General features: G+C 73.4%; 23 protein-coding genes. 12 read left to right on the forward strand and 11 right to left on the reverse strand.

The window, feature by feature from the left end; translation table 11 throughout:
- Position 1: 1 nt before the first annotated feature.
- The gene (locus tag COUCH_RS22920; protein WP_249607239.1) at positions 2 to 922 is read left to right on the forward strand and encodes a hypothetical protein; all 921 of its coding nucleotides are present in this window, start codon (positions 2 to 4) and stop codon (positions 920 to 922) included.
- A 5-nt stretch (positions 923 to 927) separates the two neighbouring features.
- Here COUCH_RS22920 and COUCH_RS22925 read toward each other — a convergent pair whose 3' ends face one another.
- Positions 928 to 2,868, reverse strand: a complete 1,941-nt coding sequence (locus COUCH_RS22925) for a putative bifunctional diguanylate cyclase/phosphodiesterase (protein ID WP_249607240.1) — start codon at positions 2,866 to 2,868, stop codon at positions 928 to 930.
- Positions 2,869 to 3,070: 202 nt separating this feature from the next.
- Between COUCH_RS22925 and COUCH_RS22930 the strand changes: the two genes are divergently transcribed.
- Positions 3,071 to 4,261 carry a sensor domain-containing phosphodiesterase gene (locus COUCH_RS22930; protein ID WP_249607241.1) on the forward strand — a complete coding sequence of 397 codons (1,191 nt, stop codon included), beginning with the start codon at positions 3,071 to 3,073 and terminating at the stop codon, positions 4,259 to 4,261.
- A 268-nt stretch (positions 4,262 to 4,529) separates the two neighbouring features.
- Positions 4,530 to 5,408: a universal stress protein gene (locus COUCH_RS22935; RefSeq protein ID WP_249607242.1), complete on the forward strand. Its 879-nt coding sequence runs from the start codon at positions 4,530 to 4,532 to the stop codon at positions 5,406 to 5,408.
- On the opposite strand, the gene COUCH_RS22940 is transcribed toward COUCH_RS22935, so the two are convergent.
- The gene (locus COUCH_RS22940; protein ID WP_249607243.1) at positions 5,383 to 6,156 is read right to left on the reverse strand and encodes an SDR family NAD(P)-dependent oxidoreductase; all 774 of its coding nucleotides are present in this window, start codon (positions 6,154 to 6,156) and stop codon (positions 5,383 to 5,385) included. The genes COUCH_RS22935 and COUCH_RS22940 overlap by 26 nt on opposite strands.
- Positions 6,157 to 6,245: 89 nt before the next feature.
- On the opposite strand from COUCH_RS22940, the gene COUCH_RS22945 reads away from it, so the two are divergent.
- From COUCH_RS22945 to COUCH_RS22970, 6 genes are all read left to right on the forward strand, one after another.
- A complete protein-coding gene (locus COUCH_RS22945) occupies positions 6,246 to 7,034 on the forward strand; it encodes an ABC transporter ATP-binding protein (RefSeq protein ID WP_249607244.1) in 789 nt (262 codons plus the stop codon).
- Entirely contained in the window at positions 7,031 to 7,792 is a 762-nt protein-coding gene (locus COUCH_RS22950; protein ID WP_249607245.1) for an ABC transporter permease, read from the forward strand. The genes COUCH_RS22945 and COUCH_RS22950 overlap by 4 nt, the downstream gene beginning before the upstream one ends.
- Before the next feature lie 17 nt (positions 7,793 to 7,809).
- Positions 7,810 to 8,592 carry a MerR family transcriptional regulator gene (locus COUCH_RS22955; RefSeq protein WP_249607246.1) on the forward strand — a complete coding sequence of 261 codons (783 nt, stop codon included), beginning with the start codon at positions 7,810 to 7,812 and terminating at the stop codon, positions 8,590 to 8,592.
- Positions 8,593 to 8,626: 34 nt separating this feature from the next.
- Positions 8,627 to 9,088, forward strand: a complete 462-nt coding sequence (locus COUCH_RS22960) for a DUF6924 domain-containing protein (protein WP_249607247.1) — start codon at positions 8,627 to 8,629, stop codon at positions 9,086 to 9,088.
- 112 nt (positions 9,089 to 9,200) lie between these two features.
- On the forward strand, positions 9,201 to 12,080 hold the full coding sequence (locus tag COUCH_RS22965) for a M36 family metallopeptidase (RefSeq protein WP_249607248.1): 2,880 nt from the start codon (positions 9,201 to 9,203) through the stop codon (positions 12,078 to 12,080).
- Between the two features lie 92 nt (positions 12,081 to 12,172).
- A complete protein-coding gene (locus tag COUCH_RS22970; RefSeq protein ID WP_430640814.1) occupies positions 12,173 to 12,568 on the forward strand; it encodes a (2Fe-2S) ferredoxin domain-containing protein in 396 nt (131 codons plus the stop codon).
- Positions 12,569 to 12,580: 12 nt separating this feature from the next.
- Here COUCH_RS22970 and COUCH_RS22975 read toward each other — a convergent pair whose 3' ends face one another.
- From COUCH_RS22975 to COUCH_RS22995, 5 genes are all read right to left on the reverse strand, one after another.
- Positions 12,581 to 13,648 (reverse strand): PucR family transcriptional regulator, encoded by a 1,068-nt coding sequence (locus COUCH_RS22975; RefSeq protein WP_249607249.1) that lies wholly within the window; start codon positions 13,646 to 13,648, stop codon positions 12,581 to 12,583.
- Entirely contained in the window at positions 13,641 to 14,429 is a 789-nt protein-coding gene (locus tag COUCH_RS22980) for an ABC transporter permease subunit (protein WP_249607250.1), read from the reverse strand. Before COUCH_RS22980 ends, COUCH_RS22975 begins: the two co-directional genes overlap by 8 nt.
- Positions 14,407 to 15,333 carry an ABC transporter ATP-binding protein gene (locus COUCH_RS22985; protein WP_249607251.1) on the reverse strand — a complete coding sequence of 309 codons (927 nt, stop codon included), beginning with the start codon at positions 15,331 to 15,333 and terminating at the stop codon, positions 14,407 to 14,409. Before COUCH_RS22985 ends, COUCH_RS22980 begins: the two co-directional genes overlap by 23 nt.
- A gap of 276 nt (positions 15,334 to 15,609) precedes the next feature.
- The gene (locus COUCH_RS22990) at positions 15,610 to 16,194 is read right to left on the reverse strand and encodes a hypothetical protein (protein WP_249607252.1); all 585 of its coding nucleotides are present in this window, start codon (positions 16,192 to 16,194) and stop codon (positions 15,610 to 15,612) included.
- 311 nt (positions 16,195 to 16,505) lie between these two features.
- Positions 16,506 to 17,540, reverse strand: a complete 1,035-nt coding sequence (locus COUCH_RS22995; RefSeq protein ID WP_249607253.1) for a hypothetical protein — start codon at positions 17,538 to 17,540, stop codon at positions 16,506 to 16,508.
- Positions 17,541 to 18,081: 541 nt separating this feature from the next.
- On the opposite strand from COUCH_RS22995, the gene COUCH_RS23000 reads away from it, so the two are divergent.
- Positions 18,082 to 18,582 carry a DUF2231 domain-containing protein gene (locus COUCH_RS23000; RefSeq protein ID WP_249607254.1) on the forward strand — a complete coding sequence of 167 codons (501 nt, stop codon included), beginning with the start codon at positions 18,082 to 18,084 and terminating at the stop codon, positions 18,580 to 18,582.
- A gap of 158 nt (positions 18,583 to 18,740) precedes the next feature.
- Here the strand turns inward: COUCH_RS23000 and COUCH_RS23005 are convergent, their stop codons facing one another.
- Complete coding sequence (locus tag COUCH_RS23005; RefSeq protein ID WP_249607255.1) at positions 18,741 to 19,331, reverse strand: HD domain-containing protein; 591 nt, start codon at positions 19,329 to 19,331, stop codon at positions 18,741 to 18,743.
- Positions 19,332 to 19,378: 47 nt separating this feature from the next.
- On the opposite strand from COUCH_RS23005, the gene COUCH_RS23010 reads away from it, so the two are divergent.
- The gene (locus COUCH_RS23010) at positions 19,379 to 20,806 is read left to right on the forward strand and encodes an alpha/beta fold hydrolase (protein ID WP_249607256.1); all 1,428 of its coding nucleotides are present in this window, start codon (positions 19,379 to 19,381) and stop codon (positions 20,804 to 20,806) included.
- A gap of 61 nt (positions 20,807 to 20,867) precedes the next feature.
- Positions 20,868 to 21,128, forward strand: a complete 261-nt coding sequence (locus tag COUCH_RS23015; RefSeq protein ID WP_249607257.1) for a DUF3040 domain-containing protein — start codon at positions 20,868 to 20,870, stop codon at positions 21,126 to 21,128.
- A 9-nt stretch (positions 21,129 to 21,137) separates the two neighbouring features.
- Here COUCH_RS23015 and COUCH_RS23020 read toward each other — a convergent pair whose 3' ends face one another.
- The 3 genes from COUCH_RS23020 to COUCH_RS23030 form a co-directional block, all read right to left on the reverse strand.
- A complete protein-coding gene (locus tag COUCH_RS23020) occupies positions 21,138 to 21,932 on the reverse strand; it encodes an ATP-binding protein (RefSeq protein WP_249607258.1) in 795 nt (264 codons plus the stop codon).
- A 152-nt stretch (positions 21,933 to 22,084) separates the two neighbouring features.
- On the reverse strand, positions 22,085 to 22,744 hold the full coding sequence (locus COUCH_RS23025; RefSeq protein WP_249607259.1) for a response regulator: 660 nt from the start codon (positions 22,742 to 22,744) through the stop codon (positions 22,085 to 22,087).
- Positions 22,732 to 23,961, reverse strand: a complete 1,230-nt coding sequence (locus tag COUCH_RS23030; RefSeq protein WP_249607260.1) for a sensor histidine kinase — start codon at positions 23,959 to 23,961, stop codon at positions 22,732 to 22,734. The genes COUCH_RS23025 and COUCH_RS23030 overlap by 13 nt, the downstream gene beginning before the upstream one ends.
- Positions 23,962 to 23,980 lie beyond the last annotated feature (19 nt).

Here is a 23,980-nt window from a genome sequence, read left to right on the forward strand (position 1 = left end):
CATGGTCCTCCGGAAGCTCACCCCCGCGGCGGCCGCCGCCGTCACCGCCACGCTGGCGCTGGCCGCCTGCGCCAACGGCACCACGCCCACGCCGGCCGGCGCCACCGCCGACGGCAAGCCCGTCCTGCAGCAGGCCCTGCAGGGGCTCAAGGGCGGCAACTACACGTTCACCCGCTCCCAGGAGGGCACCGTCAGCGGGTCCGTGCACCTGCCGGACGGCTCGCTGATGGAGCAGCCGTACGGCCCCACGGTTTTGCGCTCGGGCAAGGCGTTCTTCATGCGCTACCGCATCCACGCCGACGGCTACGAGCAGTACAAGCAGCTCTACGAGAAGTACAAGCGCAAGGCGGCGCCCGCCCAGGCGGCCGAGATCGCGAAGGCCGAGAAGATCATGACGGTGCTCGACGGCAAGCACTGGGTCCGCGCGGACGAGAAGCGCCTCAAAGCCGCCGCCGCCGAGGAGGACCAGAGCGGCATGGAGTCCCTGCCGCCGGTGCCCACCGCCGCGCAGCCCGACGTCACCGGGGCCGGCGCACTCGTCGGTGCCGTCGTCCGCGCCGAGAGCACCGGCACCGCCGTCACCGGCACGCTGGACGGCACCAAGGTGGACCCCGGGCTCAACCTGTTCGCCAACGACCCGTACTACTTCTACGGGCCGCGGGCGAGCGCGATGCCGTTCGAGGCCACTCTGGACGCACAGGGCCGGCTCACGAAGATCACCGTGCACGTGCCCGGCATGCTGCAGGCGCCCGCCTCCGCGCCGCCGTCGGCCATCCCGTCGGACGCCCCCACGGAGGCCCCGGGCGCGCCGCTGGTCATCGCGATCTCCGGGTACGGCACGACCGCCGCACCCACCGTCCCCGCGGACGCGACGGAGCTGGACCCGGCCGCGTACGAGCTGCTCACCAACGACGTGGACTGACCCGGTCAGGCCGGCTGGCGGGAAACCTCGGTCCGCAGCAGCCGCGTCAGGGCCTCGGCGTCCATCGGCCGGGCGAAGTGGTACCCCTGCGCGAGATCACAGCCCACCTCGCGCAGGGCCTCGGCGGTGGCGGCGTCCTCCACGCCCTCGGCGACCACGGTCAGGCCCAGGTTGTGGCCGAGCTCGACGGCGGAGCACACCAGGGCGTGGCTGCTCGCGTCGGTCGCCATGTCGCAGACGAACGAGCGGTCGATCTTCAGTTCGTTCACCGGGAGCAGCTTGAGGTAGCTCATCGAGGAGTAGCCGGTGCCGTAGTCGTCGATCGAGGCGCGTACGCCCAGGTCGCGGATCCGCCGCAGCGCCTCGATGGCGACCGCCGGGTCGCGCATCACCGAGCTCTCGGTGATCTCGATGCACAGCATCTCGCCGGGTACGCCGGCCTCCTCCAGCAGCGTGGCAACGCGGCAGCAGAAGCGCGCGTCGAGCAGGCTGTGCGCCGAGATGTTGACCGCGACCGTGAGCCGGTAGCCGCTGTCGTGCCAGATCCGGGCCTGGGCGAGCGCCTGGGAGAGGACGAGGTCGGTGAAGCGGTGGATCAGGCTGGTGTTCTCCACGACCGGGATGAAGTCGCCGGGGCTCACCATGCCCTTGACCGGGTGCTGCCAGCGCGCCAGCGCCTCCACGCCGGTGATCGCACCGTCGGCGGGGTCGATCTGCGGCTGGTAGTGCAGGATCAGCTGGCCGGTGTCGTCCAGGGCGCGGCGCAGGTCGCCGAGCAGGCTCAGGCGGGCCGCCGCGGTGTCGTCCGCGGCCGAGGTGTAGCGGTGGAACCCGGTGTGGTCGAGCTTCGCGGTGTGCAGCGCGATGTCGGCGTGCTGCAGCAGCGTGGTCACCTGTTCGCCGGGCTGCGCGGTGGCGGCCCCGATGCTGATCTCCAGGTCGACGGTGAAGTCGTCGAGCGCGAACGGCTCGTCGAAGGCGGTCGTGAGCCGGGCCGCCAGCGCCTCGTCGGAGTCGGAGCGGCCGCGCAGCAGGACGGCGAACTCGTCGGCGCCGAGCCGGGCCACCAGGTCGTCGTCGCGCACCGCGCCGGCCAGCCGGCGGCCGGACTCGATCAGCAGCCGGTCCCCGATGCCGTGGCCGAGCTGGTCGTTGACCGCGCGGAAGCCGTCGAGGTTGACCAGCAGCACCGTCGGCGGTGCCGCCTTCGCCCCGTCGGCCTCGGCGCGTGGCGTCTCCGTCAGCGCCAGGCCGGCCGCGGCGAGGAACGCCACCCGGTTGGGCAGGCCGGTGAGCGCGTCGATGGCGGCGAGCGCGGTCATCTGGCGGCGGTGGGCGCGTACGGACCACCCGAACAGGTTCAGCACCGCCAGCCCCAGCACGAAGACGACGATGCTGCCGGCGAGCAGCCGCCGGGAGAAATCGCGGGCGGCGTTCTGGTTGCGGGTGGCCTCGGCGAGCCGCTCGGTCTGCACCTCGATGAGCCGGGAGGTGATGCGCGAGTACGACGGCTCGATGACGGTCTTCAGCGTGCGCCGCGCCCCCGCCTGGTCGTGCCGGTCGATCTGCTGCAGGTAGTACGCGATGTCCGGGCCGAGGTTGAGGTGCTGCTGCTTGAGCACGCGGGACCGCTGCCGGTCGGGGCTGTCGTCGACCGCGACCATCCGGGCCATCGCGTCGTCGACCTGCTTGTTCACCTCCGGTATCCGCCGGCGCGCCTCGCCCGCGGGGTCCCAGAAGGAGGCCTGCAGCAGCGCCATCTCCGCGGCGGCGAGGTAGGCCGCCTGCTGGTACGCGTCCGTCTCGGTGCTGGAGGCCACCACGTCGGCGACGGTGTCGGTCTGCCGCCAGCTGGCCCAGACGGCGGCGCCGGAGAGCACGGCCAGCAGGGTGCCGAGCAGCCCGGTCACCCAGCGGGAGCCGCGCCAGGCACGGGTCGACGACATGATCGGCCCCTTCCGCTCGTCCGGCCGGCTCGGCAGTGCCCCATCGTGCGGCGCCCGGGTAGCAGCCGTCGCCCGGGGACGGGTGCGGCGCGGTAGCGAGGCACCCCGTGGCAAAAAGTCCGTTTCGCGCCATATGATAGCCCGTACTCAGGTGCCCGGGGCCGCGGTCGATGGGAGGTGACCCGGCCGCGAAGGAGGCACCGTGCGCAGCAACCGCACCGAGACGGCGGAGCAGATCGCTCAGCTGTTGCAGACCGCGCGGCAGTCGCTGGGCCTGAGCCTGGCGTTCATGACCCGCATGGACGGCACCACGCAGCACCTCGAGGTGGTCGAGTCGGCCGTACCGCTGGTCTTCCGCGACGGGAACACCCAGCCGCAGGCCACCTCGTTCTGCCAGGCGATCATGGACGGCAAGCTGCCGCCGGTGATGCCGAACGTCAAGGACTTCCCGGCGGCCATGAAGCTGCCCTCGGCGCGGATGCCCCGGATCCGCAGCTTCGTCTCCGTACCCGTCGTGCTCAGCGACGGCACCGTGTACGGCACCTTCTGCGCCGCCGGTTTCCTGGCCGACAAGCAGCTCACCAAGCGCGACAAGGCGCTGATGGACGTCCTGTCGCACGCCGCGTCGCTGCTCATCGAGCCGGACGTGCGCCGGCGCGCCCGCACGGAGGAGATCGCCGGCCGGCTCGCCCCGGTGCTCGAGGCGGGCGGCCCGGCCGTGCTGCTCCAGCCGATCGTCGACCTCGCCACCGGCGACCGGGTCGGCGCGGAGGCGCTGAGCCGTTTCCCCGCCGAATGGGACCTGCCGCCGGACCGCTGCTTCGCCGACGCCCACCTCATCGGCGAGGGCCACCGCCTCGAGCTGCTCGCGCTGCGCCGGGCCGCCGACCACATCGCCGGGGTCGGCGGGTACGTGACCATGAACGTGTCCCCGGCGACGCTGCTCACCGGGGAATGCGCGGACCTGCTCAGCCGGCTGCCGCTGCACCGCGTCGTCCTCGAGCTCTCCGAGCACGACCCGGTGGAGGACTACGACGAGCTGAAGGCCGCACTCATGCCCCTGCGCGGCGCCGGGATGCGGCTCGCCATCGACGACGTCGGCGCCGGCTTCTCGTCCCTGCGCCACATCGTCATCACCGCCCCGGACGTCATCAAGCTCGACCGGAGCATCGTCACCGGCATCGCCGCCGACGGCGTGCTCACGGTCGTGACCCGCGCGCTCGTCGACCTGGCCCGCGCCACCGGCGCCACCGTCGTCGCCGAGGGCGTGGAGACCGCCGAGGACGCCGCCGCGCTGCGGGACACCGGCGTCGACCTCGGCCAGGGCTGGCACTTCGGCAGGGCGGTCACGGCCGGGGAGCTGCGCGACACGTACGCCGTCAGCCGGGTCTGAGCCGCGGGCCCACCGCACCCGTACGCCGATGGGCACCTGACCCGTCCCCACGATGTCGGCGGCCACCGCGCGGCGGCAGGTCGCGGATCGGGTGGCCGCGCCGGCCCGACGGGACCTACGGCCCTGTCGCCCCCGCCACGGCCGCGCCAGGCTGGGGGGATACCCACGCCCCGGCTCCGGTCCGACGCCGCCGGGGCGGTCACCACGGCGCGGATCCCCGTGGTCGTCGACGGGGACCCGGCCGGCACGCACCGGGAGGTGACGGGTCATGACGGACCTGCCGATCGTCGTCGGAGTCAGCGGCTCGGCCGCCAGCCGCAACGCCGTCGGAGCCGCCGCGTGGGAGGCGGCGATGCACGGGTGCCCGCTGCACCTGGTGCACTGCTTCAACTGGGTGCCCACGCTGACCGGCCCGGCGGCCGGGGAACCCCGGCCGGCGCCCCGGGACCTGATGCGGTGCTCGGTCGCCGAGGCCACCCGGCTCGTGCCCGCCTCGGCGATCACCCCGCACTTCCTCGAGGGGTCGGCCGTGACGGCGCTGCTGCGCAAGGCGCGTACGGCCGCCATGCTCGTGATCGGCGACGGCGGCCTGCGCTCCGGGGTGTGCCTGGCGCGCGAGGCGCCGGCGGTCCAGCTCGCGGCCCGGGCGCCGTGCACCGTGGTCGTCACCCGCCCGGCCCCGCCGCCGGCCGGCCCGGTGCTGGCCGGCGTCAACGGTCCGGCCGGCTCCGGACAGGCGCTCGACTTCGCGTTCGACGCCGCCGCGTCCCGGGGCGCCGACCTGGTCGTCGTCCACGCGTGGACGCCGCCGGACGGCGACGACGCCGGCCCCGCCGCGCAGGAGGCGGACCTGAGGAAGGCGGTCGACGCGCGGGCGCACCGGTACGGCGTACGGGTCCGCGTCCGCATGGTCCGCGGCGACCCGAGCACCGTGCTGCGCGCCGAGTCCCGCGACGCCGGGCTGGTCGTGGTGGGCGCCCGCGGTCAGCAGCCGTACCGGGGGCTGCTCGGATCGGTCACGCAGACCCTGCTGCACCACGCCCCGTCGCCGGTGGCCGTGGTGCGCAACCTCCTGCCGGGCTCGTGCCCCGACGAGGCGGCCGGCCGCGGAACCCTGCCCGTCAGCTCGTCAGCTTCACACCGCTGAGCTCCGCGCAGACGGCCAGCAGCTCCTCCTGCAGGGACTCGTCGTACGCCTGCGCATTGGCCCGCAGCTCCCGCCGGCGCTTGAAGTAGCGGCCGGTGACCGTGGCGGCGGGCTCGTCCGAGGTGGCCAGCCACACCTGCGTCTCGGCACCCTCGGGCAGATCGTCGGTGGCGCCGGGTCCGCCCATCCGGGTGCGGATCCAGCCCGGGTCGACCGCGTTGCTCAGCGTGCCGGGCCGGCGCCTCGCCACCGCGAACGCGAGCATGACGTCGTACAGCTTGGAGTCGCTGTAGGCCTGCATGCCGTCCCAGTCGCGGTCCTGCCACTGCAGGTCGTCCAGGCGTACGCGGCCGCCGGCCTCCAGGCCCGAGGTGAGGTGGATCAGCCGGGCGGGCGCCGGCAGCAGGGCCGTCAGCACGTACGGCGCCAGCGTGTTCACCTGGAAGATCCGCTCGAGGCCGTCCCCGGTGCGTTCCGGCGCGGCCTGTCCCCCGCCGACGCCGGCGTTGTGCACGACCACGTCGAAGGGCCCGAGCTCGCTCGCCTGGCGGGCGACGTCCCGGGTCTGCTCGAGGCTGGCCAGGTCGCCGACGACCACCCCGGCCGCCGCGGGCACGCCGTCGCGCGCGTCCGCGGCCCGGCGCTCGTTGCGGCCGTGCAGCACCACCTCGTGTCCCTGAGCGGCCAGCGTCGCCGCCGTGTGCCGCCCGATGCCGTCGCTGGAGCCGGTGATCAGAATCTTCGCCATGCCACCACGATGCCGTACGCCCGGCCGGTCCGCCCGGCGGCACGAAGGCCTTGACCCTGACGCAGCGTCAACCCTCCATGCTCCCTGCCATGAGTATCACTCCGGCCCCGGATCCGGTCGCGATCCATGTGCGGGGCCTGCAGAAATCGTTCAAGGACCTGGAAGTGCTCCGCGGCGTCGACCTCGAGGTGGCGCGTGGCAGCATCGTCGCCCTGCTCGGGTCGAACGGGGCCGGCAAGACCACCATGGTGCGGATCCTCTCCACGCTGCTGCGCGCCGACGGCGGAACGGCCCGGGTGGACAGCTTCGACGTGGCGACGCAGGGCGCCGACGTGCGCCGGTCCATCAGCCTCACCGGACAGTTCGCGGCCGTCGACGAGGTCCTCACCGGGCGCGAGAACCTGATCCTGGTCGCCCGGCTGCGGCACCTGAAGGGCGCCGCCCCGATCGCGGACGGCCTGCTCGAGCGCTTCTCGCTGACCGAGGCGGGCGGCCGGCGCGCCGGGACGTATTCCGGTGGCATGCGCCGCCGGCTGGACATCGCGATGAGCCTCATCGGGGACCCGCCGGTGGTGTTCCTCGACGAGCCGACGACCGGGCTGGACCCGGAGGCCCGCCTCGAGGTGTGGGAGGCGGTCAAGGAGCTGGCCGCCGGCGGCACCACGGTGCTGCTGACCACCCAGTACCTGGACGAGGCGGAGCAGCTCGCCGACCGGATCGCGATCCTGCACGAGGGCCGGATCATCGTGAACGGCACGCTCGGCGAGCTCAGGCAGCTCCTGCCGCCCGCCGAGGTCGAGTACGTCGAGAAGCAGCCGAGCCTGGAGGACGTCTTCCTGACCCTGGTCGGCGCCCGTACCGAAGGGGGACGACGATGAACCGGCACTTCCTCGGCGACACCGCCGTCCTGCTGGGCCGGTCGCTGCGGCACATCGCGCGCAGCCCGGACACCATCATCACCACCGCGGTCACCCCGGTCGCGATGATGCTGCTGTTCGTCTACGTGCTCGGCGGCGCCATCCAGGCCGGCCCGGGCAGGTACGTGAACTACCTGCTGCCCGGCATCCTGATCATCACGATCGCCTCGGGCATCTCGTACACGGCGTACCGGCTCTTCCTGGATCTGCAGGGCGGCATCCTCGACCGGTTCCGGTCCATGCCGATCGCGCACGCCGCGGTGCTCTGGGCGCACGTGCTGACCTCCATGGTGGCCAACCTGATCTCGGTCGCGGTGGTCGTCGGGGTCGCCGTCGCGATGGGATTCCGTACCGGGGCGAGCGTGCTGGACTGGCTCGCGGTGGCGGGCATCCTGGTCCTGTTCACGCTGGCGCTGACCTGGCTCGCGGTGATCCCCGGACTGACCGCCACCTCGGTGGACGGCGCCAGCGCGTTCGCGTACCCGCTGATCTTCCTGCCGTTCGTCAGCTCGGCGTTCGTGCCCACCGCGTCGATGCCGGGCCCCGTGCGGGCCTTCGCCGAGCACCAGCCGGTGACCTCCATCGTCAACACGATCCGCGACCTGTTCGCCGGGCAGCCGGTCGGCACCGGCATCTGGACGGCGCTCGCCTGGTGCACCGGGATCCTCGTGCTGGCCCTGCTGTTCGCCGCCCGCACGTACCGCCGCCGGACCGCCTGAACGGGCAGGATCAGAGCATGCTGACGATCGGTCGACTGGCGTCGTACGCCGGTGTCACGGTGCGCGCGGTGCGCCACTACCACCAGATCGGCCTGCTGCCGGAGCCCGAGCGCGACGCCTCGGGCTACCGGCGGTACGGCGCCACGGCCGTGGTGGCGCTCATCAAGATCCGTACGCTGGCGGAGGCGGGCGTGCCGCTCTCCCGGATCGGCACGATGCTCGCGGCCGACGCCCCGTCCTTCGCCGCGGCGATCGACCGGATCGACCGGCACCTGTCCGAGGAGATCCAGCGGCTGGAGACGAGCCGCAAGCAGATCGCCCAGCTCACCGCCGGCGACAGCGCGTCCCTCCCGCCGGAGGTCGTCTCCTACCTCGGGCTGCTGCGCGACATCGGGGCGTCCGAGCGGATGGTGCAGGCCGAGCGGGACGGGTGGATCCTGATCGCGGCCCGCTGGCCCGAGCACGTCCGCACCTGGATACCGGTGAAAGTGGCCCAGCTGAACGACGAACGGATCGTGCGCCTCTACCGCCTGCTCTCCGAGGTGCTCGACAGCGACCACGTCGACGACCGGCTCCTGCAGGAGGCGGCCGACATCATGGCCGGCCTCGCCGAGGAGGCGGAGGCGGCCGGCGAGATCGAGGGGCCGCCCGACGGCGAGGACGACGAGCTGCCGTTCGACCTCCTCGACGCGCTGGCCGACGAGTCCGACCCGCGGGCGCAGCGGCTGCGTGACCTGATGCGCGAGCGCGGCTGGTCCGGGTGGAACCGGATGGAGCGGGTCACCCGATCACCCCATTGAAGTCCTTACCGGGGATCCGTCTATTCTCCCGCGGATGACGATGTCGATCTGGCACGGCAACTCCGACGTCTCCCTCGTGATCCGCACCGATTTCGACCACGAGCCACAGTGGGCGCGGATCCGGTCGGCCATCGAGGAACCGCAGACCGAGGACGAGTTCACCGCCCTCGTCAGGTTCGTCGACGACCGGGCGTACGAGGGGCTCACCGCGGCGCGGCTGCTCGAGATCGTGCCCGCCGACGCCCGCCACTCCTTCGCCTTCCTCGTCGACACGGTCGCCCTGACCCGTCCTGACCAGCCCATTCTCGTGGTCAAGCTGTACGACTACGCGGAAGGGCCCGTCGACCAGGGCCGCGGACCGCTCTACGGCGACACGTTCCGGGTGGTGCCGTCCGAGATGTGGTCGGTGCAGAACAACCTGTCGCTGGCCAACATGGACTGGGCGGAATTCGCGGCGGAGGTGGATCGCGACGGCGTCTTTCGCGGCTTTCCGTAAACGGTATTTCGACGAATATGTATTCACCGGCATCGCTGGTGTCATCGACGCGGATGAGTATGCTGCTCTCGGGATCCCATACCTCTCCTTAGGACCCACCGTAGGGAGCCGCGTGAAATCCATTCTTCCCGCTCGGCGCGCATTGAGCTGCGCCGTCGTCACCGCGCTGAGCATCGCCCTCGCCCCCACCGCCTCCGTCACCGCCGCCTCCGCAGCCCCACCCGGTGATCCGTCGCCGGCCCGGTTACGCCACGAGGCCGCCCGCAAGCCGTTCTTCGACGCCCGCCACACCGCCGCCCCGAGCGGGCGCGCGACCCGCCAGGCCACGCCGACACCCGCCGCGGTCACCCGGCTGCAGGCGTCGCTCGGCGTACAGGGCATCGTGGACATCGACCCGGTCACCCGGACCGCGCGCCGGATCGCCCGGCTCGACGGGTTCCTCACCGGGCCCAGCCCCGAGCCCGCCGCCACGATCGCGCGGGACTACCTCATCGCCCACCCCGAGATCTTCGGGCTCAGCGCCGCCGAGGTGGCCGCGCTGCGGCTGCGCAAGGACTACGTCGACGTCGCCGGCACCCACCACCTGAGCTTCCAGCAGCTCGCCGGCGGCGTCGTGGTCTTCGGCAACGGCGTCCGGGCCGACGTCGCGAAGGACGGGCGGCTCATCCAGGTCACCGGTTCGCCGGTGGCGAGCACGCCGACCGACCTGGGCGCCGCGAAGCTGTCGGCCGCGCAGGCCCGCGACGCCGCCGCGCGCGACACCGGCGGCAGCTCCCGGACCACCGTGGCCTCCGCCAGGGCCGGCGCCGACCGGGCGACCACCTTCGCCTCCGGCGACCGGGCCAAGCTGGTGGCCTTCGCGACGCCCGGCGGCGTACGCCTCGCCTGGCAGACGCTGACCCTGCGCGAGGGCTACCTGCACGTGCTCGACGCCGCCACGGGCCGGGTGCTCTACCGGCAGTCCCTGCTCGTCTCCGACAACGCCCCGAACGCGCTGGCGTGGACCAACTACCCGGGCGCCGAGGCCGGCGGGCAGCAGCACGTGCGCTCGCTCGCCAAGTGGATCACACCGGACGCCACCACCCTGTCCGGCAGGTCCTCACACGTGTTCCTCGACCTCAACGACAACGACGAGGCGGACGCCGGCGAGGAGGTCGCCCCGAACGCGCCCGGCAACTGGCGGTTCCCGTTCAAGGACTTCACCGCCCAGGTCGGCGCGCCCTGCACGCCCAGCCTGCAGTGCTCGTGGAACCCCAAGGTCGCGTACTCGTGGCGCGACAACGCCGACCAGAACGCCGCCCAGCTCTTCTGGTTCACCAACAACTACCACGACCACCTGGAGAAGTCCCCGATCGGCTTCACCCGGGCGGCCGGCAACTACGACCAGGCCGACGGCGACCCGATCGAGGTGAACGCGCTCGACGGCGCCGACACCGCCGACGGCTTCCCGGACGCGGGCCACACCGACAACGCCAACATGCTGCCCACCCCGGACGGTGTGCCGGGCCGCATGCAGATGTACCTGTTCTCCGACCCCGGCTGGCCCGACGACCCGTTCCTGCCGGCCAACTCCGGCGACGAGGCGGACGTCGTCTACCACGAGTACACCCACGGCGTGTCCAACCGGCTCGTCGTCGACGCCGACGGCAACTCGACGCTCACCGGCGGTCAGGGCTACGCCATGGGCGAGGCGTGGAGCGACTGGTACGCGTTCGACTACCTCACCGCGCAGGGCCTGCAGAAGGACACCAGCGCGCCCGGCGAGGTCCTGGTCGGGCGCTACGTCGGCCGCAACCAGAACCTCATCCGTACGCAGCCGCTCGACTGCGCGGTGGGCGCCGACGCCACGGTGTGCCCGGGCGCCGGCGACGCCGGTCCCGGCGGCTACACGTACGGCGACTACGGCAAGATCCTCGGGTTCCCGGAGTCGCACGCCGACGGCGAGATCTGGGCCGAGACGCTGTGGGACCTGCGTACGGCGGTGGGCTCGAAGGTCGCCGAGTCGCTGGTGACGCGGGCGATGGAGCTGTCGCCGGCCAACCCGACGTTCCTCGACATGCGCAACTCGATCGTGATGGCGGACAAGGTCGTCTTCCGGGGCGTACACCAGCGGACGATCTGGAAGGTCTTCGCCGGCCGCGGCATGGGCTTCTTCGCGGCCTCCGCCGACGCCGACGACTTCACCCAGATCGAGGACTTCTCGCTGCCGCCCGCGCCGGCCGCGCCGCTGACCTCGGTCAAGGGCACCGTCGTGGACACCGACACGCACGCGCCGCTGGCCGGGGCCACGGTCTCGTTCCCGGGCCACGACTCCGGGTTCGGCGGCTCGTACACGGCGGTCGCCGACGACGCCGGTCACTACACGATCCGCAACGTCCTGCCGGGCACGTACCCGGAGGTCACGGCCGCCAAGGCCGGCTACGACCCGCAGGTCCGGGATCTGCCGGTGCGGCGCGGACCCAACCGGGCCGACTGGTCGCTGCGCCGTAACTGGGCCACGGTCTCCGGCGGCAGCGCGGTGACCGACTTCAACGGCTTCGACTTCAGCGTCATCGGCTGCGGTCCCGAGGCCGCCCTGGACAGCTCGCAGCAGACCGGCTGGAGCACCGACGCGATCGTGTCCGGCAGCGGCATCGAACCCCGCTACATGGTGGTGAAGCTGCCCGCGGCGGTGAACGTCACCTCGATCGCCGTCAACCCGACCGGCACCTGCGGCGACGACCCGAGCTCGTCGACGGGCGACTACCGCCTCGAGACGTCCGCGGACGGCACCACCTGGACGGTCGCGTCCCAGGGCCACTTCGGCAAGGGCAACCGGGACAAGATGAACCCGCTGTCCCTGGCGACCGGCAGCACCTCGGGCGTGCGCTACCTGCGGTACAGCATGCTGGGCACGCAGGTCGCCGAGGAGGGCGGCACCTGTCCGGGCTTCTTCAGCGGCTGCTACTACGTCGACACCGTGGAGGTCGGCGTCTACGGCAACGCCGGCTGACCGTACGGGCCGCGCCGGTCGTCTGTGACCTGCGCGGCCCGTACCACCGCCCACCGCGCCGGCCCCTCAGGCCGGCGCTATCGTCTGCGGTCGTGACCCGTCGCCCCTCCCCCGCCACCGGTACGGGCGGCTGCACCGTGACGGTGTGCCGCGGCTGCTGCTGCGGCACCGCCCGCACCGTGCCCCGCTTCGACCACGCCGCCCAGCTCGACCGGCTGCGGGCGGCGGTCGCGGGCGAGGCCACCGTACGGGTCAGCGACTGCCTCGACGCCTGCGCCCAGGCCAACGTCATCGTGGTCCAGCCGTCCGCGGCGGGCCGGCGCGCCGGGGGCCGGCCGGTGTGGCTGGGCCTGGTCAACGACCACGACGCAGGCGCCGACATCGCCGCCTGGATCCGCGCGGGCGGCCCCGGCCTGGCAGACCTGCCACCCGTTCTCGACCTGTACGAGGTCACCCCGTCGCGCCGCGTCCGCGAGCAGCTGAGCTGACCCCCGGCCCGGTCACGGCGGCCAGCTCAGCAGGCGGGCACCCAGCACCGCCGCCTGCAGCGTGAACCGCTGCGTCGGCTCACCCGGGTGGTAGCCGGTCAGGTCCCGGATCCGGTCCAGCCGGTACGTCACCGCGCGGACCGACAGGTGCATCTGCCGGGCGGTTGCCGTGTGGTTGCCCTGGCTGTCGAAGAACGCCGTCAGCGTGTCGAGGTAGGGCTGCGCCCCGCCGCGCGCAGTGGTCAGCGGGCCCAGAACGGTGGTGACCAGATCCGTGATCGCCTCCCGGTCGCGCAGCAGGACGGGGAAGACGAGCAGGTCGGCCGCGTTCAGCACGGGCGCGGTGAACCCCAGCTTGGCGGCGTGGTCGAGGGTGCCGCGGGCCTCGTCCAGGGAGGTGGCCAGACCCCGCAGACCCCGATGGGTACGCCCGACAGCGAGCTGCCAGCCGGCCGTACCCGTCTCGGCGAGCAGCAGCCGGGCGAGCTCCCCGGCGATCCCCCGCAGGCCGCCGGCGCTGATGCACACGAGGTCGTCGCCGCGCAGCGTGGTCAGGGTGTTGCCCTCGCCGAAACGACCGGCCAGCGCGGCGTCGATCCGCCGGGCCGCCTCCAGGGTGAGGCCGGGCGCGCGGGCGACCAGCACGGTGTGCGCCGCGGACAGCCGGATGCCGTAACGGTGGGCGCGCTCGGCGAGGTCGCCGGGATCCGCCCGGCCGGTCAGCAGGTCGGTGACGAACTCGGCGCGGGCGCTGTCGTGCCGGTCGAGCTCGGCGCGCGCCCGATGGTTGTACCCGTCGACGGCCGCTGCCAGCGTCTCGTGGGCGGTGGCGAGCAGCGTGGCCGCCCGCGCGTGCACCCCGTCGGGCACCTCGCCGGCGGCCGGGCGGCTCGACGTCCAGTGCCCGCCCGTCGCCGTCATCACCGCGGCGACCAGCTCCCGCAGGTGCACCCCGGCGTCAGCGGCCCGGGCGCCCAGCGCGGCGGCGGCGCGCGCCCGTACCGTCCCGCCGGGCCCGGCGAGCAGGCCGGCGCAGGCGTCCTCGAGCCAGCCGGCCGCCGGCCCGGCCCGGTCAGACACCGACGTCACGGCGGTCGAACAGGATCACCCCGGCGGCGACGGCCCCGGCCCCGGCCACCACGAGCACGAGCAGGGACGCCGGATGCCAGCCGGTCCGCAACGGGTCGGTGCCGAGGAAGTAGTGGAACGGCGACCACCAGCGCAGCCAGGACCATCCCGGCGCCATGCCGCTGACCGCGTTCGCCATGTACGTGGCCACGGCGACGATCCCGGTGACCGCCGGCACGCTCGCCCGCCGGCCGGTCGCGGCGCCCACGAGGAAGGCCAGGCCGCCGAAGCACCAGGCGAGCGCGACCAGGCCGAAGCCCGCGGCCGCCACGGACGACAGCGGGATGTCCATGCCGACGGCCGGGACGATGACCATCAGCAGCAGCCACGGGATGGCGGCGACCACCGTGACCGCGAGCCCGGCGGCGGCCAGCCGCTGACCCGCGAACGCCGTCCGCGACACGGGGTTGGCCAGCAGCAGCTCCATGCCGCCGCCCTCCTCCGGCCCGGCGATGGTCCGCGTGACCACCGTGACCGTGCACATCAGCACGAGCAGCGGGCCGAGCAGGCTGAAGATGCTCGCCTGCAGGTAGCCCGCCGGCGACAGGAAGTCCGCCACACCGAGGAAGTCCAGCACCCCCTGCGGCAACGTGTCCTGCTTCAGCTCGGCGGCGCCCTGCAGCTGCGGGTAGAACGAGGCGTAGACGGTGGTGAAGGCCGTGACACCGGCCGCCCAGCCGAGGATCGCGCGGCGGTCGTCGCGCCACGTCTTACGCATCAGCGCGGGCACCATCACGGTCTCCTTCGGAGTGGTAGTAGAACGACAGGAACGTCTCCTCCAGATCGGGCTCGCTGGACAGCAGGTCGACGACCTCGTGCCGGGCCGCCGCCTTGACGAGCGGATCCAGCCGGCCGTCCACCGTGCAGCGCAGCACCGGGCCGGCCACGGACACCCCGCTCACCCCCGGCAACCCGGCGAACTCGTCCGCCGCCACCGGATCCGCGAAATGGATCTCCACGCTGCGGACGGCCCGCCGGCCCAGCGACTCCACCCGTTCCACGGCGGCCAGGCGCCCGTCCCGCACGATGGCGACCCGGTCGGCGACCTCCTGCACCTCGGCGAGCACGTGCGAGGACATGAAGACGGTCTGCCCGCCGGTCCGGGCGTCGCGCACCATGCCGAGGAACTCCTGCTGCATCAGCGGGTCCAGCCCGCTGGTGGGCTCGTCCAGCACGAGCAGCGCCGGCTCGTGCATGAAGGCCTGGATCAGCCCGACCTTCTGCTTGTTGCCCTTGCTCATCGTGCGCACGGGATGTGACAGGTCGACCTGCAGCCGGTCGGCCAGGTCCCCGATCCGTGACCAGGGCACCCCGCCGCGCAGATCGGCGAGGAACCGCAACAGGTCGCGGGCCCGTTCCCGCCCGGGGAACACCAGCTCTCCCGGCAGGTAGCCGATGCGGCGGTGCAGGGCGGCCTTGTCGCGGCGCGGGTCCAGCCCCAGGACCACGGCGTGTCCCCGGGTCGGGCGCAGGAAGTCCAGCAGCAGGCGGATGGTGGTGGTCTTCCCGGCCCCGTTCGGCCCGAGGAACCCCATCACCTCCCCGGCGCGGACGGCCAGGTCGAGCTCCTCGATGCCGCGGCGGGGACCGTAGAACTTGGTCAGCCCCTCGGTCAGCACGGCGGTGTCCGGCGTCATGCGCCCATCGTCGCGATCAAGACCCGCGGAATCCAGGTCGGCATCCGGCCGGGACCGGCACCCGATCGTTGCTGACATCCGGAACCGGACGCTCAGACCTGCCGGGACCACGCTCGGCATCCGGCCCGGACCGGCACCCGATCGTTGCGGACGCCCGGAACCGAAGGGCCAGATCTCGGCGGGACCACGCTCGGCATCCGCCCGGACCGGGATCCGGGCGGCCTCGGCGCCGTCGACCCGCACGCGCGATCGTCGCCGACATCCGGAACCGGACGCTCAGATCTGGCGGGACCAGGCGACGACGAACGCCGCCGCGCCGAGGGTCAGCACCGTCGCGGCGGCCGTCACCCAGCGTGGGATGCGGTGGCCCAGCAGTCGCAGGGTCAGCCTGTCCTGCACCGCCGCGATGCCCGCCATCATGAGGAACCCGGCGGGAGAAAGCAGCAGGCCGACGAGGAAGTGCACCGCCCACGCCCCGCCCTTGCCCGGGCCGCCCCAGGAGTGGTCGTACGGCCCCGGGTCGACGAAGCCGTACAGCACCCCGCGCATCACGAACAGCGCCTCGACGCCCAGCGGCACGAGGGCGGCGAGGCCGAGCAGGGCGCCGACCAGCCCGTGGCCGATGACCCGTGCGGTGCCCGGTTGCCGCACGACGTCCACGTCGGACCGCCCGAGCACACGCACGCGCAGGCGACGCCACGACCGTACGGCCGCGGCGGACCGGCCGGTGGATGCCAGCAGCACGGTGACGACGGAGGCCGGAAGCAGGACGGCGCAGAAGGCGACGCTACGACCGGCCGCGCGGGCGAGCCGGGCTGGGCGGTGGTGGGACCGGGACAGGATTGCCGGTTGTGAAGTCATGTCCTCAGCGTCGTCCCGGCGCGGGAGGGGCGACACGGGGCTGCCCCTGCCGTCCAGGCCGTGCCAGCCCCCTTGACGACAGCGCCCGCGAAGGCGTAACCCGATCCCTGCGTTGGAGCGCGAGCACCGCCACGCCCGGCCCCCATCGGGTTCGTGGGCGGAGCTGCCGGCGGCCCTGGGTCCCTGACGACCGCATGATCCAGCGCAGACGCTGCGCTGCGTCCTGGCTGCACCACAGTGGCGAAACCGCGCCCCGGCACTGAGCGGGTTCGGCTCCTGCCCGATCACGACCTCGCTGCCCCGCTTCGCTGTCAGCCGGTGCGCTCGATGACCGCCCTGATCTCGCCCGACGCGTCCGAACCGGCGCCCACGCCCCAGAAGCCCGGCGTGCCCGGGATGGCGGCCAGCCCCGACAGGTACGGGTCTGAGCCGGTCACCTTGGGCCCGTACGTCACCGACCACACGCCGGAGCGGTAGCGCAGGAACAGGGAACCGGGATAGGTGACGTACGGCGGGACCGGGTTGGCGCCGCTCATCCAGAGGTTGCCGGCCGCGTCGCCCGTGACGGCGGCCAGGCTGCCTGCCTGCAGCGGGATGGTCACGCGCTGCCAGCTGGTGCCGTCCCAGTGCAGGACGAGGGGTTTCGGGGCGCTGTCGTAGTCGATGGTGCCGACAGCCCACGCGTCGGTGGCCGAACGGGCCCAGACGCTGAGCAGGCGAGCGCTGGAGATTTTCGGGATCGCGGCGACCCGCCAGGCGGAGCCGGTGCGCTGCACGACGAGTGGTTCGGGGTAGGGGGCGTTGTCGACGTACCACTCGCCGACCGCGAATGCCGCTCCACCGGCGACCGTGGTGACCGCGTGGAGGCCGCCGGTCCAGGCGTCGGCGCCCGCGACGGCGGGCTTGGTGAAGCGCTGCCCGTCCCACTCGACGATCAGCGCGTGGCTGTCGCCGCCGGCGAACACAGCCCGGCCGTCACGGGCCGCAACGTCGTTGAGGGCAGAGGCGCCTCCGGTGCCGTTCGGCCGGTGACCCTGCCACGCCGTGCCGTCCCAGTGGGCGGCGTACGGCGAGAGGGCGTCATCCGTGCCGACCGTCCACACGTCGGACGGGCCGGCCGCGCTGATGCCGGAGAGCGTGATGCGGTCCTCCGGCAACAGGCGCTCCGACCACGCGCTGCCGTTCCATCGCAGCAGCGCATAGGGGCGGGGTGAGATGCTGCCGTAGCTGTCGTCCTGGTAGCCGACGGTCCAGGCGTCGCGCGGCCCGGTCGCGCTGACGTCCACCAGCCGGCTCGCCGGCTTGAGCGGCGGCGAGGCGACGACCCGCCAGTCCGCCACGGCCACGGAGTGCCGGGCACCTCGCGCGGTGGCGGCGGACGAAGGCCCCGCCGCAGAAGCGGGCAAGGCACCTGCCGTCACCCCGGCGAGCACCACCCCGAGACCCGAGGCCACGAAGCCTCGCCGCTGTGAAACCCCCATGAGAACGCCCCTTTGATCGATGGACCCGCCCAGTCTCATCACGAGGTGTCCGGCCACGCCAGACCCGGCCTCGATCGGTAAGAGCTTCGTAAGATCCCTGCCCGACGCAGGCATGCCGCAGCCAGCACGCATGGTGCGATGTCCGGCCACTGTCCACTTGGGAGCCCCCGCCGGTTGACGACGAGGTTGCGCCGTGCACGCAGCTACACCGCCCAGACGTGACCGCCGGCAGAGCCGGGACAGCCCAACGAGCCTTGCACCCTCAACGAATAAAACCAACACTGATTGTTGTAATCCGTGCAGCCGAGGTCCAGGATATGGATTAACAACAACGTCCGTTGGTGAAAACGTTCGGAGGTGCCGAGTGGTACGCCTCAGGCCAGGTATGGAACAGGCAAAAAGGCCGGTGAGCGCGCTCGCCGGACCCTACGGACACCCACTGCACCCCGCCCTGGTGGCGGTTCCCATCGGGGCGTGGATCGCCAGCTTCGTCTTCGACCTTGCTTCGCACGTGGTGGACAACCCGGGCTTCCTCGCCGAGGGCGCACGCTGGTTGATCGGTCTGGGGGTGCTCGGCGCCCTGGCGGCGGCCACGGTGGGGTTCTTGGATTTGTTCGCGATCCCGACCGGCACGCGAGCATTCCGCACCGCGCTGGTGCACATGGGCCTCAACCTGGCGGTCACTGTCGGGTTCGCGATCGGGTTCATCATCCGGGGATCACACCCGGCGGCCCCTGTACCGCTCGGCCCACTGGTCCTGTCGGGGGTGGCGTTGGTGGCGTTGACCGTCTCCGGCTACCTCGGCGGCGAGCTGGCCTACCACTACGGCGTCCGGGTGGCCGACGAGGCCACGCAGCAGGCGGGCTACGTCTCCACGACCGATGCACCCACATCAGAGGACACGTGACGGCCGTCGCGGCACGTGCGGAAACCGCGATGATGCCGACGGCTCGTCCGAGTCGGTTGGTCACGGATTCGGTGCGCGGCTGCGGTTACACGTGCCCGAGCCAGCTGCGGCGCGGTCAGGGAACGGCGTCCTCGTGAGTGGCACACGTAGTCCGGTAGCTAGACGATCGCGTGGCCGTACTCGGCGGAGAGGGTGCTCAGGTCGGGTTCGCCGTAGCGGTGCACCATTCCGGCGAAGCGGGCCGCCTTGTCCTCGCCGAAGCGGCGCACCGAGGTCCGGTACGACGCGGCCGTGAGGAACACCGGTGGGTTCTTCTTGCTGTGGAACTTGTCGGCGTACATGACCAGCTCCTCCTCGCCGGTGTCCGCGAGGTAGTCGCCCGGCGGGATCGGCAGTCCCCGCTCGGCGATGTCGTCGCGGGTGAGCCCCGTGCCGGTGTGATGCGAGCAGAACCGGCACAGGACCTCGGGGAGGCCCAGGTCGCGGAGCACCTCATGACCGAGCACCCCGTGCCGGATGTAGTTCGCGTGGTCGAGCGTCCCGGACTTGTCGTACAGGCGGTACACGCCGATGTCGTGCAGCAGGCATCCGGCCCGGACCAGGGCGGCGTCCACGTCCGCGCGGGGCAGGAACTGTTCGGCGATGCGGCACACGATCACGCAGTGGGTGTGGACGGCCTCGAAGGCCTCCCGGGTCGGGGCGAGGCGCTCGTGGAGCGCGCGGATCTCGTCGTCGGTGGGTGGCTGCACGAAGGATCATTCTCCAGGCCTGGCCCGTACCGGTTACGGTGGCGCCCGTGTCGAGGTGGCGGGTGGTCGTGGTGCTGGGCCTCATCCTGTCCGCCGCCGGCGCCTTCGGGCTGCACCAGGCGGGCCGCGGCCTGCGCTCCGAGCGCACGTCAGCCGGCGGCGTACCCGTGGAGGTGGTGCGGGCCGCGGACGCCGCGCCGAGACGCCCGGCCGTCGTCGTCGCGCACGGGTATGCCGGGTCCGGCCGGCTCATGCGGCCGTTCGCCGACACGCTCGCCCGGCGCGGGTTCGTCGTCGCCCTGCCCGATCTCGCCGGTCACGCCCGCAACGGCCGTCCGCTGAGCGGGTCCGGCGAGATCGACGCCGAGATGGCCGCCGTCGTCCGGTACGTGCGCAGCCGCGCCGACGTCGACCCGGCGAAGGTGGTGCTGCTCGGCCATTCGATGGGCGCCGCGGCCGTGGTGCGGGCCGGCGCGGCCGATCAGTCCATCGCCGCGACCGTGGCGATCTCGCTCGGCGACGACGCGGCGCCGGTGCGACCCGGTCCGCGGCATCTGCTGCTCGTCGTCGGCGGTCTGGAGCCGGCCGGCATCCGGGACGCGACGAGCAAGGCGCTCGCCGCGCATCCGGACGGGCGGCGGATGGTACGGGTGCCGCTCGTCGAGCACGCCGGGGTGCTGTTCGCCGACCGTACGCACCGGGAGGCCGCCCACTGGCTCGAGGACGCCCTGGGCCATCGTCCCGAGCGTCACGTCCTCGCGGCGAAGGATCGGGTCGTGCCCGCGGGACTGCTCCTGGCGGGGCTCGTGCTGATGGTCGCGGGGGTGATGGTGCGGCCGCGCGGAGCTCCCCCGCCCACCGTGCCGGCATTACCTCGGGGCACGGATCTGTGGTGGCTGGCCGGCGCGGTGCTCGCCGCTCCGGTGGCGGGGCTGGCCGGTGGCGCGCTGGCCTCCCGGACGCTGCCGTCCACTGTGTCCGGCTATCTCGTCGGGTACGCGGCCGGCGCGGGTGCCGTCCTGGCCGCCGTCGCGTGCCGTCGCATCACCGTCGCGCCGCCTCGCCCGGCCGCGCTGGTCACGTGTGCCGGGTTCACGGTGGCGGGCACGGCGGCGGTGGCCATTCCCATCCACGCGGGGCTGACGTCGGTCGTCCCGTACGGTTGGCACGCCTGGCTCGTGGCGCTGCTGGCGGCGGCGGTCGCGCTGCTGCTCGGTGGGGCGCACGCCGCCGCGGGGCCGCCGTACAGTGTCGTGGTTCTGGCCCTTGTCTCGGCGCCGCTGCCGGTGGCCGCGGCAGCCGGCCCGGCCCCCGCCTTCCTCGCGCTGGTCGCCCCGCTCGTGGCCGCGCTCGCCGGGCTGCACCTGCTGCTCGGCGGCCTCGCCTGGCGATCCGGTACGCCGTGGTGGGCGACCGTGCCGGCCGGCGCGCTGATGCTCGCGTGGCCGGTCGCCGCATCGCTGCCGATCGATTGAGTCGATCTCCGCATCCTGTGAGGATGGGCGGGAGGCACGCCGCCGCCGAGGGGGTGATCGCATGCTCAGCGATCGGGACCGGCACGCCCTGCGCGACATCGAGCGCGGCCTGGCCGGCGAGGATCCGGGGTTCGCGGCCCGGATGGGCGGGCCCGCCGGGGAGCGGCCGCTGCCCACGATCCTGCTGCTCAGCATGCTGCTGTACGTGACCCTGCCGATGGTGGTGTTCTTCTTCGGCCGCACCGGCGCGGCGCTGACCCTGCTGCTGTTCGCGCTCGCCGTGCTGCTCGTGCTCGTGCGGCGGCAGCTGCACGCCGGCTGAGCTGTGGCGTCACCGGGCGCCGCGCAGGGTGGCCCAGACGAGCTTGCCGTCGTGGGTGGCCATGGCACCCCACGCGGTGGCCCGGGCGCCGACGATGCGCAGGCCGGCGCCGCGTTCGCCGGGTGCGCCCGACGACGCGTCCAGCAGCCGTGGGAGCCGCGGGTCGCCGTCGCGGACCGACAGGTGCAGACCGGCGCCGCGGCGCCAGACGGTGACGGTGACGTCCGTGCCCGCGTGCTCGACCGCGTTGGTCACCAGCTCGGAGACGATGATCCGGGCCGGGTGCAGCAGGTCGGGCATCCGCCAGGCCTCGCACGCCGCGCCGACCAGGTTGCGGGCCGCGCAGGTGGACAGCTCGTCCGGGGCCCGCTGGATCAGCTGGAGGCGCTGGGTCCAGGGCACCGTGCCGGACGCCGCGGCGCGCGCCTCGGCGGGGGTGGACCGCACCGGGAAGTAGCGTTCGACGCCCAGCCGCGTCAGCCGGTCCCGCAGCGGTGTCCCGGGCTCGACGGCCAGCGCGAGGCGCACCGGCGGGTGCAGGGCCGCCGCCTTCCGGTTGATCGCCACCCACATCGCCGCGCTGGCCGCCAGCGGGTCCTCGAACCCGACCAGGTCGACGACGATCGCCGCCGGGTGCTCGGCCAGGCACTTGCGCAGGCTCGTGAACGTGTCGGTCGCCGCGCGACGGCCGAAGCGGCCGCGCACGGCGAGATCCAGGATGCCGGTCTCGAGGTCGCAGGTGACCGACAGTCCGGACCGGTCCGGGTCGGGGGGCGCGAACAAGTACGGACGAATCACCTCCATCGCGCACCCTTCGCTCGGTGCCGCCCGGCGGCGGCCACCTTGCCGAGTCTGGCCAGCGCCTCGCCCGGCGGCAACGCAGGACGGCCCCGATCACTCTGACCAGGGACAAGTGGGGGGCGACGATGGAGGCGGCATGATGCAGTTCGATGCGGTCAGGCCCGCCGCTGGGTGTCCTCCAGGTAGCGCAGCACGGCGGTCACGCGGCGGTCGGCGCGGTCGTCGGGCGGCAGGTCCAGCTTCGAGAAGATGTTGCGGATGTGCTTGTGGACCGCTCCCTCGGTGACGAAGAGCCGCTCCGCGATCGCGGTGTTGCCGAGGCCCTCCGCCATCAGTGCCAGCACGTCGCGTTCGCGCGGGCTGAGCCGGTTCAGCGCGGCATCCGGACGCGTACGGGTCAGCAGCTGCCCCACCACCTCGGGGTCGATCGCCGTCCCGCCGCCGGCCACCCGGTGCAGGGCCGCGAGGAACTCCTCCACCCGTCCCACCCGCTCCTTCAGCAGGTACCCCAGCCGGGCCGCGCCCCCGCTGAGCAGCTCGGTCGCGAACGCCTGCTCCACGTACGCCGAGAGCACCAGCACCGCCAGCCCGGGCTGCCGCCGCCGTGCCTCCACGGCCGCGGTGATCCCCTCGTCGGTGTGCGTCGGGGGCATCCGCACGTCGACGATCGCCACGTCCGGCTTGTGCTCGTCCACCGCGGCCAGGAACGTCTCGGGCCCGTCCGTGGTGGCCACCACGTCGAGCGACTCCGCGCGCAGCAGCAGCGCGAGCCCCTCCCGCAGCAACGAGTCGTCCTCGGCGATCACGATCCGCATGGCAGCTCCACGGTCAGGGTGGTCGGCCCGCCGGGCGGGCTGGTCAGGGTCAGGGTGCCGTCGAGTGCGTCGACGCGGCGGCGGATGCCGGTCAGCCCGGAGCCGCCGTCCTCGTCCGCCCCGCCGTGGCCGTCGTCGCCGATGACGATGGTCAGCCGGTCGTTGCGGCGGCGCACGGTCACGGCGGCGTGCTCGGCGCCGCTGTGCTTCGAGACGTTGGTGAGGGCTTCCGCGACGACGAAGTACGCGGTGGCCTCCACCGACGCGGCGCAGCGGCCGGGTACGTCCACGTCGATGCGGACCGGCACGGCGCTGGTGGCGGCGAGGCCGTCCAGGGCGCCCTCGAGGCCGCGGTCGGCCAGCACCGGGGGCAGGATGCCGCGGGCCACCGTACGCAGCTCCGCCAGCGCCTGCTCGGCGGCGTCCTGAGCCCGGCCCAGGATCTCCCCGGCGCCGGCCGGATCGCGGGTCAGCGCACGGCGGGCGGCGCCCAGCAGCACCGTGACCGCGACGAGGCGGTTCTGCGTACCGTCGTGCAGGGACCGCTCGATGCGCCGCAGCTCCGTGGCGTGCGCGTCGAGCGCGGCCGCGCGGGTGGCGGTCAGCTCCGCGACGCGCAGCGAGAGGTCGACGTCGGCGGGCAGGGTGAGCAGCCGGCGCCCCGGCCGGGCCTGCCAGCGGGCCAGCGTGGGGCCGAAGCCGACCGCCAGCGCGATCCAGGCCACGCCCAGCGCCCACACCCCGAACGCGCCCACCCAGTCGCTGACCACCGGGAAGCCCAGCGACGAGGTCGCGTCCGCCGGCGGCAGCAGCTTCCACCACAGCGGGAACGTGCCGTCGCGCACGGCGTTGAGCGGGAGCGTGATGCCGAGCACGCCCACGGCGAAGCCGAAGGTCGCGTGCCAGGCCAGCCAGCGCCATTCGCGGCGCACCGACGGGTCGCGGACCGCGTCGCGCCAGCGGGCCGGTGCCGGCCCGGGCCCGACGATCTCCCTGCCCCAGCGCGACAGCCGCGCCCGTTCGCGGTCGGCGGCGAAGCGCTGCAGGCGCAGGGCGGTCGGCACGAACAGCAGCCCGACGCCCACCAGGCAGCCGGCGGCCACGAGGAGCAGCCAGACCGCCGCGACGAAGGCGAGCACCGCCGTGCCGAGCCCGCCGACGAGGCGTTCCAGGGCCTCGCGCATGGCACGGGCCCTGACCTGCAGCGGCGATCTCACGGCGAGAACCCTAGGGCAG

This window comes from Couchioplanes caeruleus (genome assembly GCF_023499255.1).
Taxonomy (GTDB): domain Bacteria; phylum Actinomycetota; class Actinomycetes; order Mycobacteriales; family Micromonosporaceae; genus Actinoplanes; species Actinoplanes caeruleus_A.

Bases quoted from the DNA above. Each gene is read 5' to 3' on its own strand.
- COUCH_RS22940 (WP_249607243.1), bottom strand. From the start codon at position 6,156: ATGGCGAAGATTCTGATCACCGGCTCCAGCGACGGCATCGGGCGGCAC.
- COUCH_RS22980 (WP_249607250.1), bottom strand. From the start codon at position 14,429: ATGGTGCCCGCGCTGATGCGTAAGACGTGGCGCGACGACCGCCGCGCG.
- COUCH_RS22945 (WP_249607244.1), top strand. From the start codon at position 6,246: ATGAGTATCACTCCGGCCCCGGATCCGGTCGCGATCCATGTGCGGGGC.
- COUCH_RS22920 (WP_249607239.1), top strand. From the start codon at position 2: ATGGTCCTCCGGAAGCTCACCCCCGCGGCGGCCGCCGCCGTCACCGCC.
- COUCH_RS22990 (WP_249607252.1), bottom strand. From the start codon at position 16,194: ATGACTTCACAACCGGCAATCCTGTCCCGGTCCCACCACCGCCCAGCC.
- COUCH_RS23025 (WP_249607259.1), bottom strand. From the start codon at position 22,744: ATGCGGATCGTGATCGCCGAGGACGACTCGTTGCTGCGGGAGGGGCTC.
- COUCH_RS22925 (WP_249607240.1), bottom strand. From the start codon at position 2,868: ATGTCGTCGACCCGTGCCTGGCGCGGCTCCCGCTGGGTGACCGGGCTG.
- COUCH_RS22960 (WP_249607247.1), top strand. From the start codon at position 8,627: ATGACGATGTCGATCTGGCACGGCAACTCCGACGTCTCCCTCGTGATC.
- COUCH_RS23015 (WP_249607257.1), top strand. From the start codon at position 20,868: ATGCTCAGCGATCGGGACCGGCACGCCCTGCGCGACATCGAGCGCGGC.
- COUCH_RS22935 (WP_249607242.1), top strand. From the start codon at position 4,530: ATGACGGACCTGCCGATCGTCGTCGGAGTCAGCGGCTCGGCCGCCAGC.
- COUCH_RS22955 (WP_249607246.1), top strand. From the start codon at position 7,810: ATGCTGACGATCGGTCGACTGGCGTCGTACGCCGGTGTCACGGTGCGC.
- COUCH_RS22985 (WP_249607251.1), bottom strand. From the start codon at position 15,333: ATGACGCCGGACACCGCCGTGCTGACCGAGGGGCTGACCAAGTTCTAC.
- COUCH_RS23020 (WP_249607258.1), bottom strand. From the start codon at position 21,932: ATGGAGGTGATTCGTCCGTACTTGTTCGCGCCCCCCGACCCGGACCGG.
- COUCH_RS22950 (WP_249607245.1), top strand. From the start codon at position 7,031: ATGAACCGGCACTTCCTCGGCGACACCGCCGTCCTGCTGGGCCGGTCG.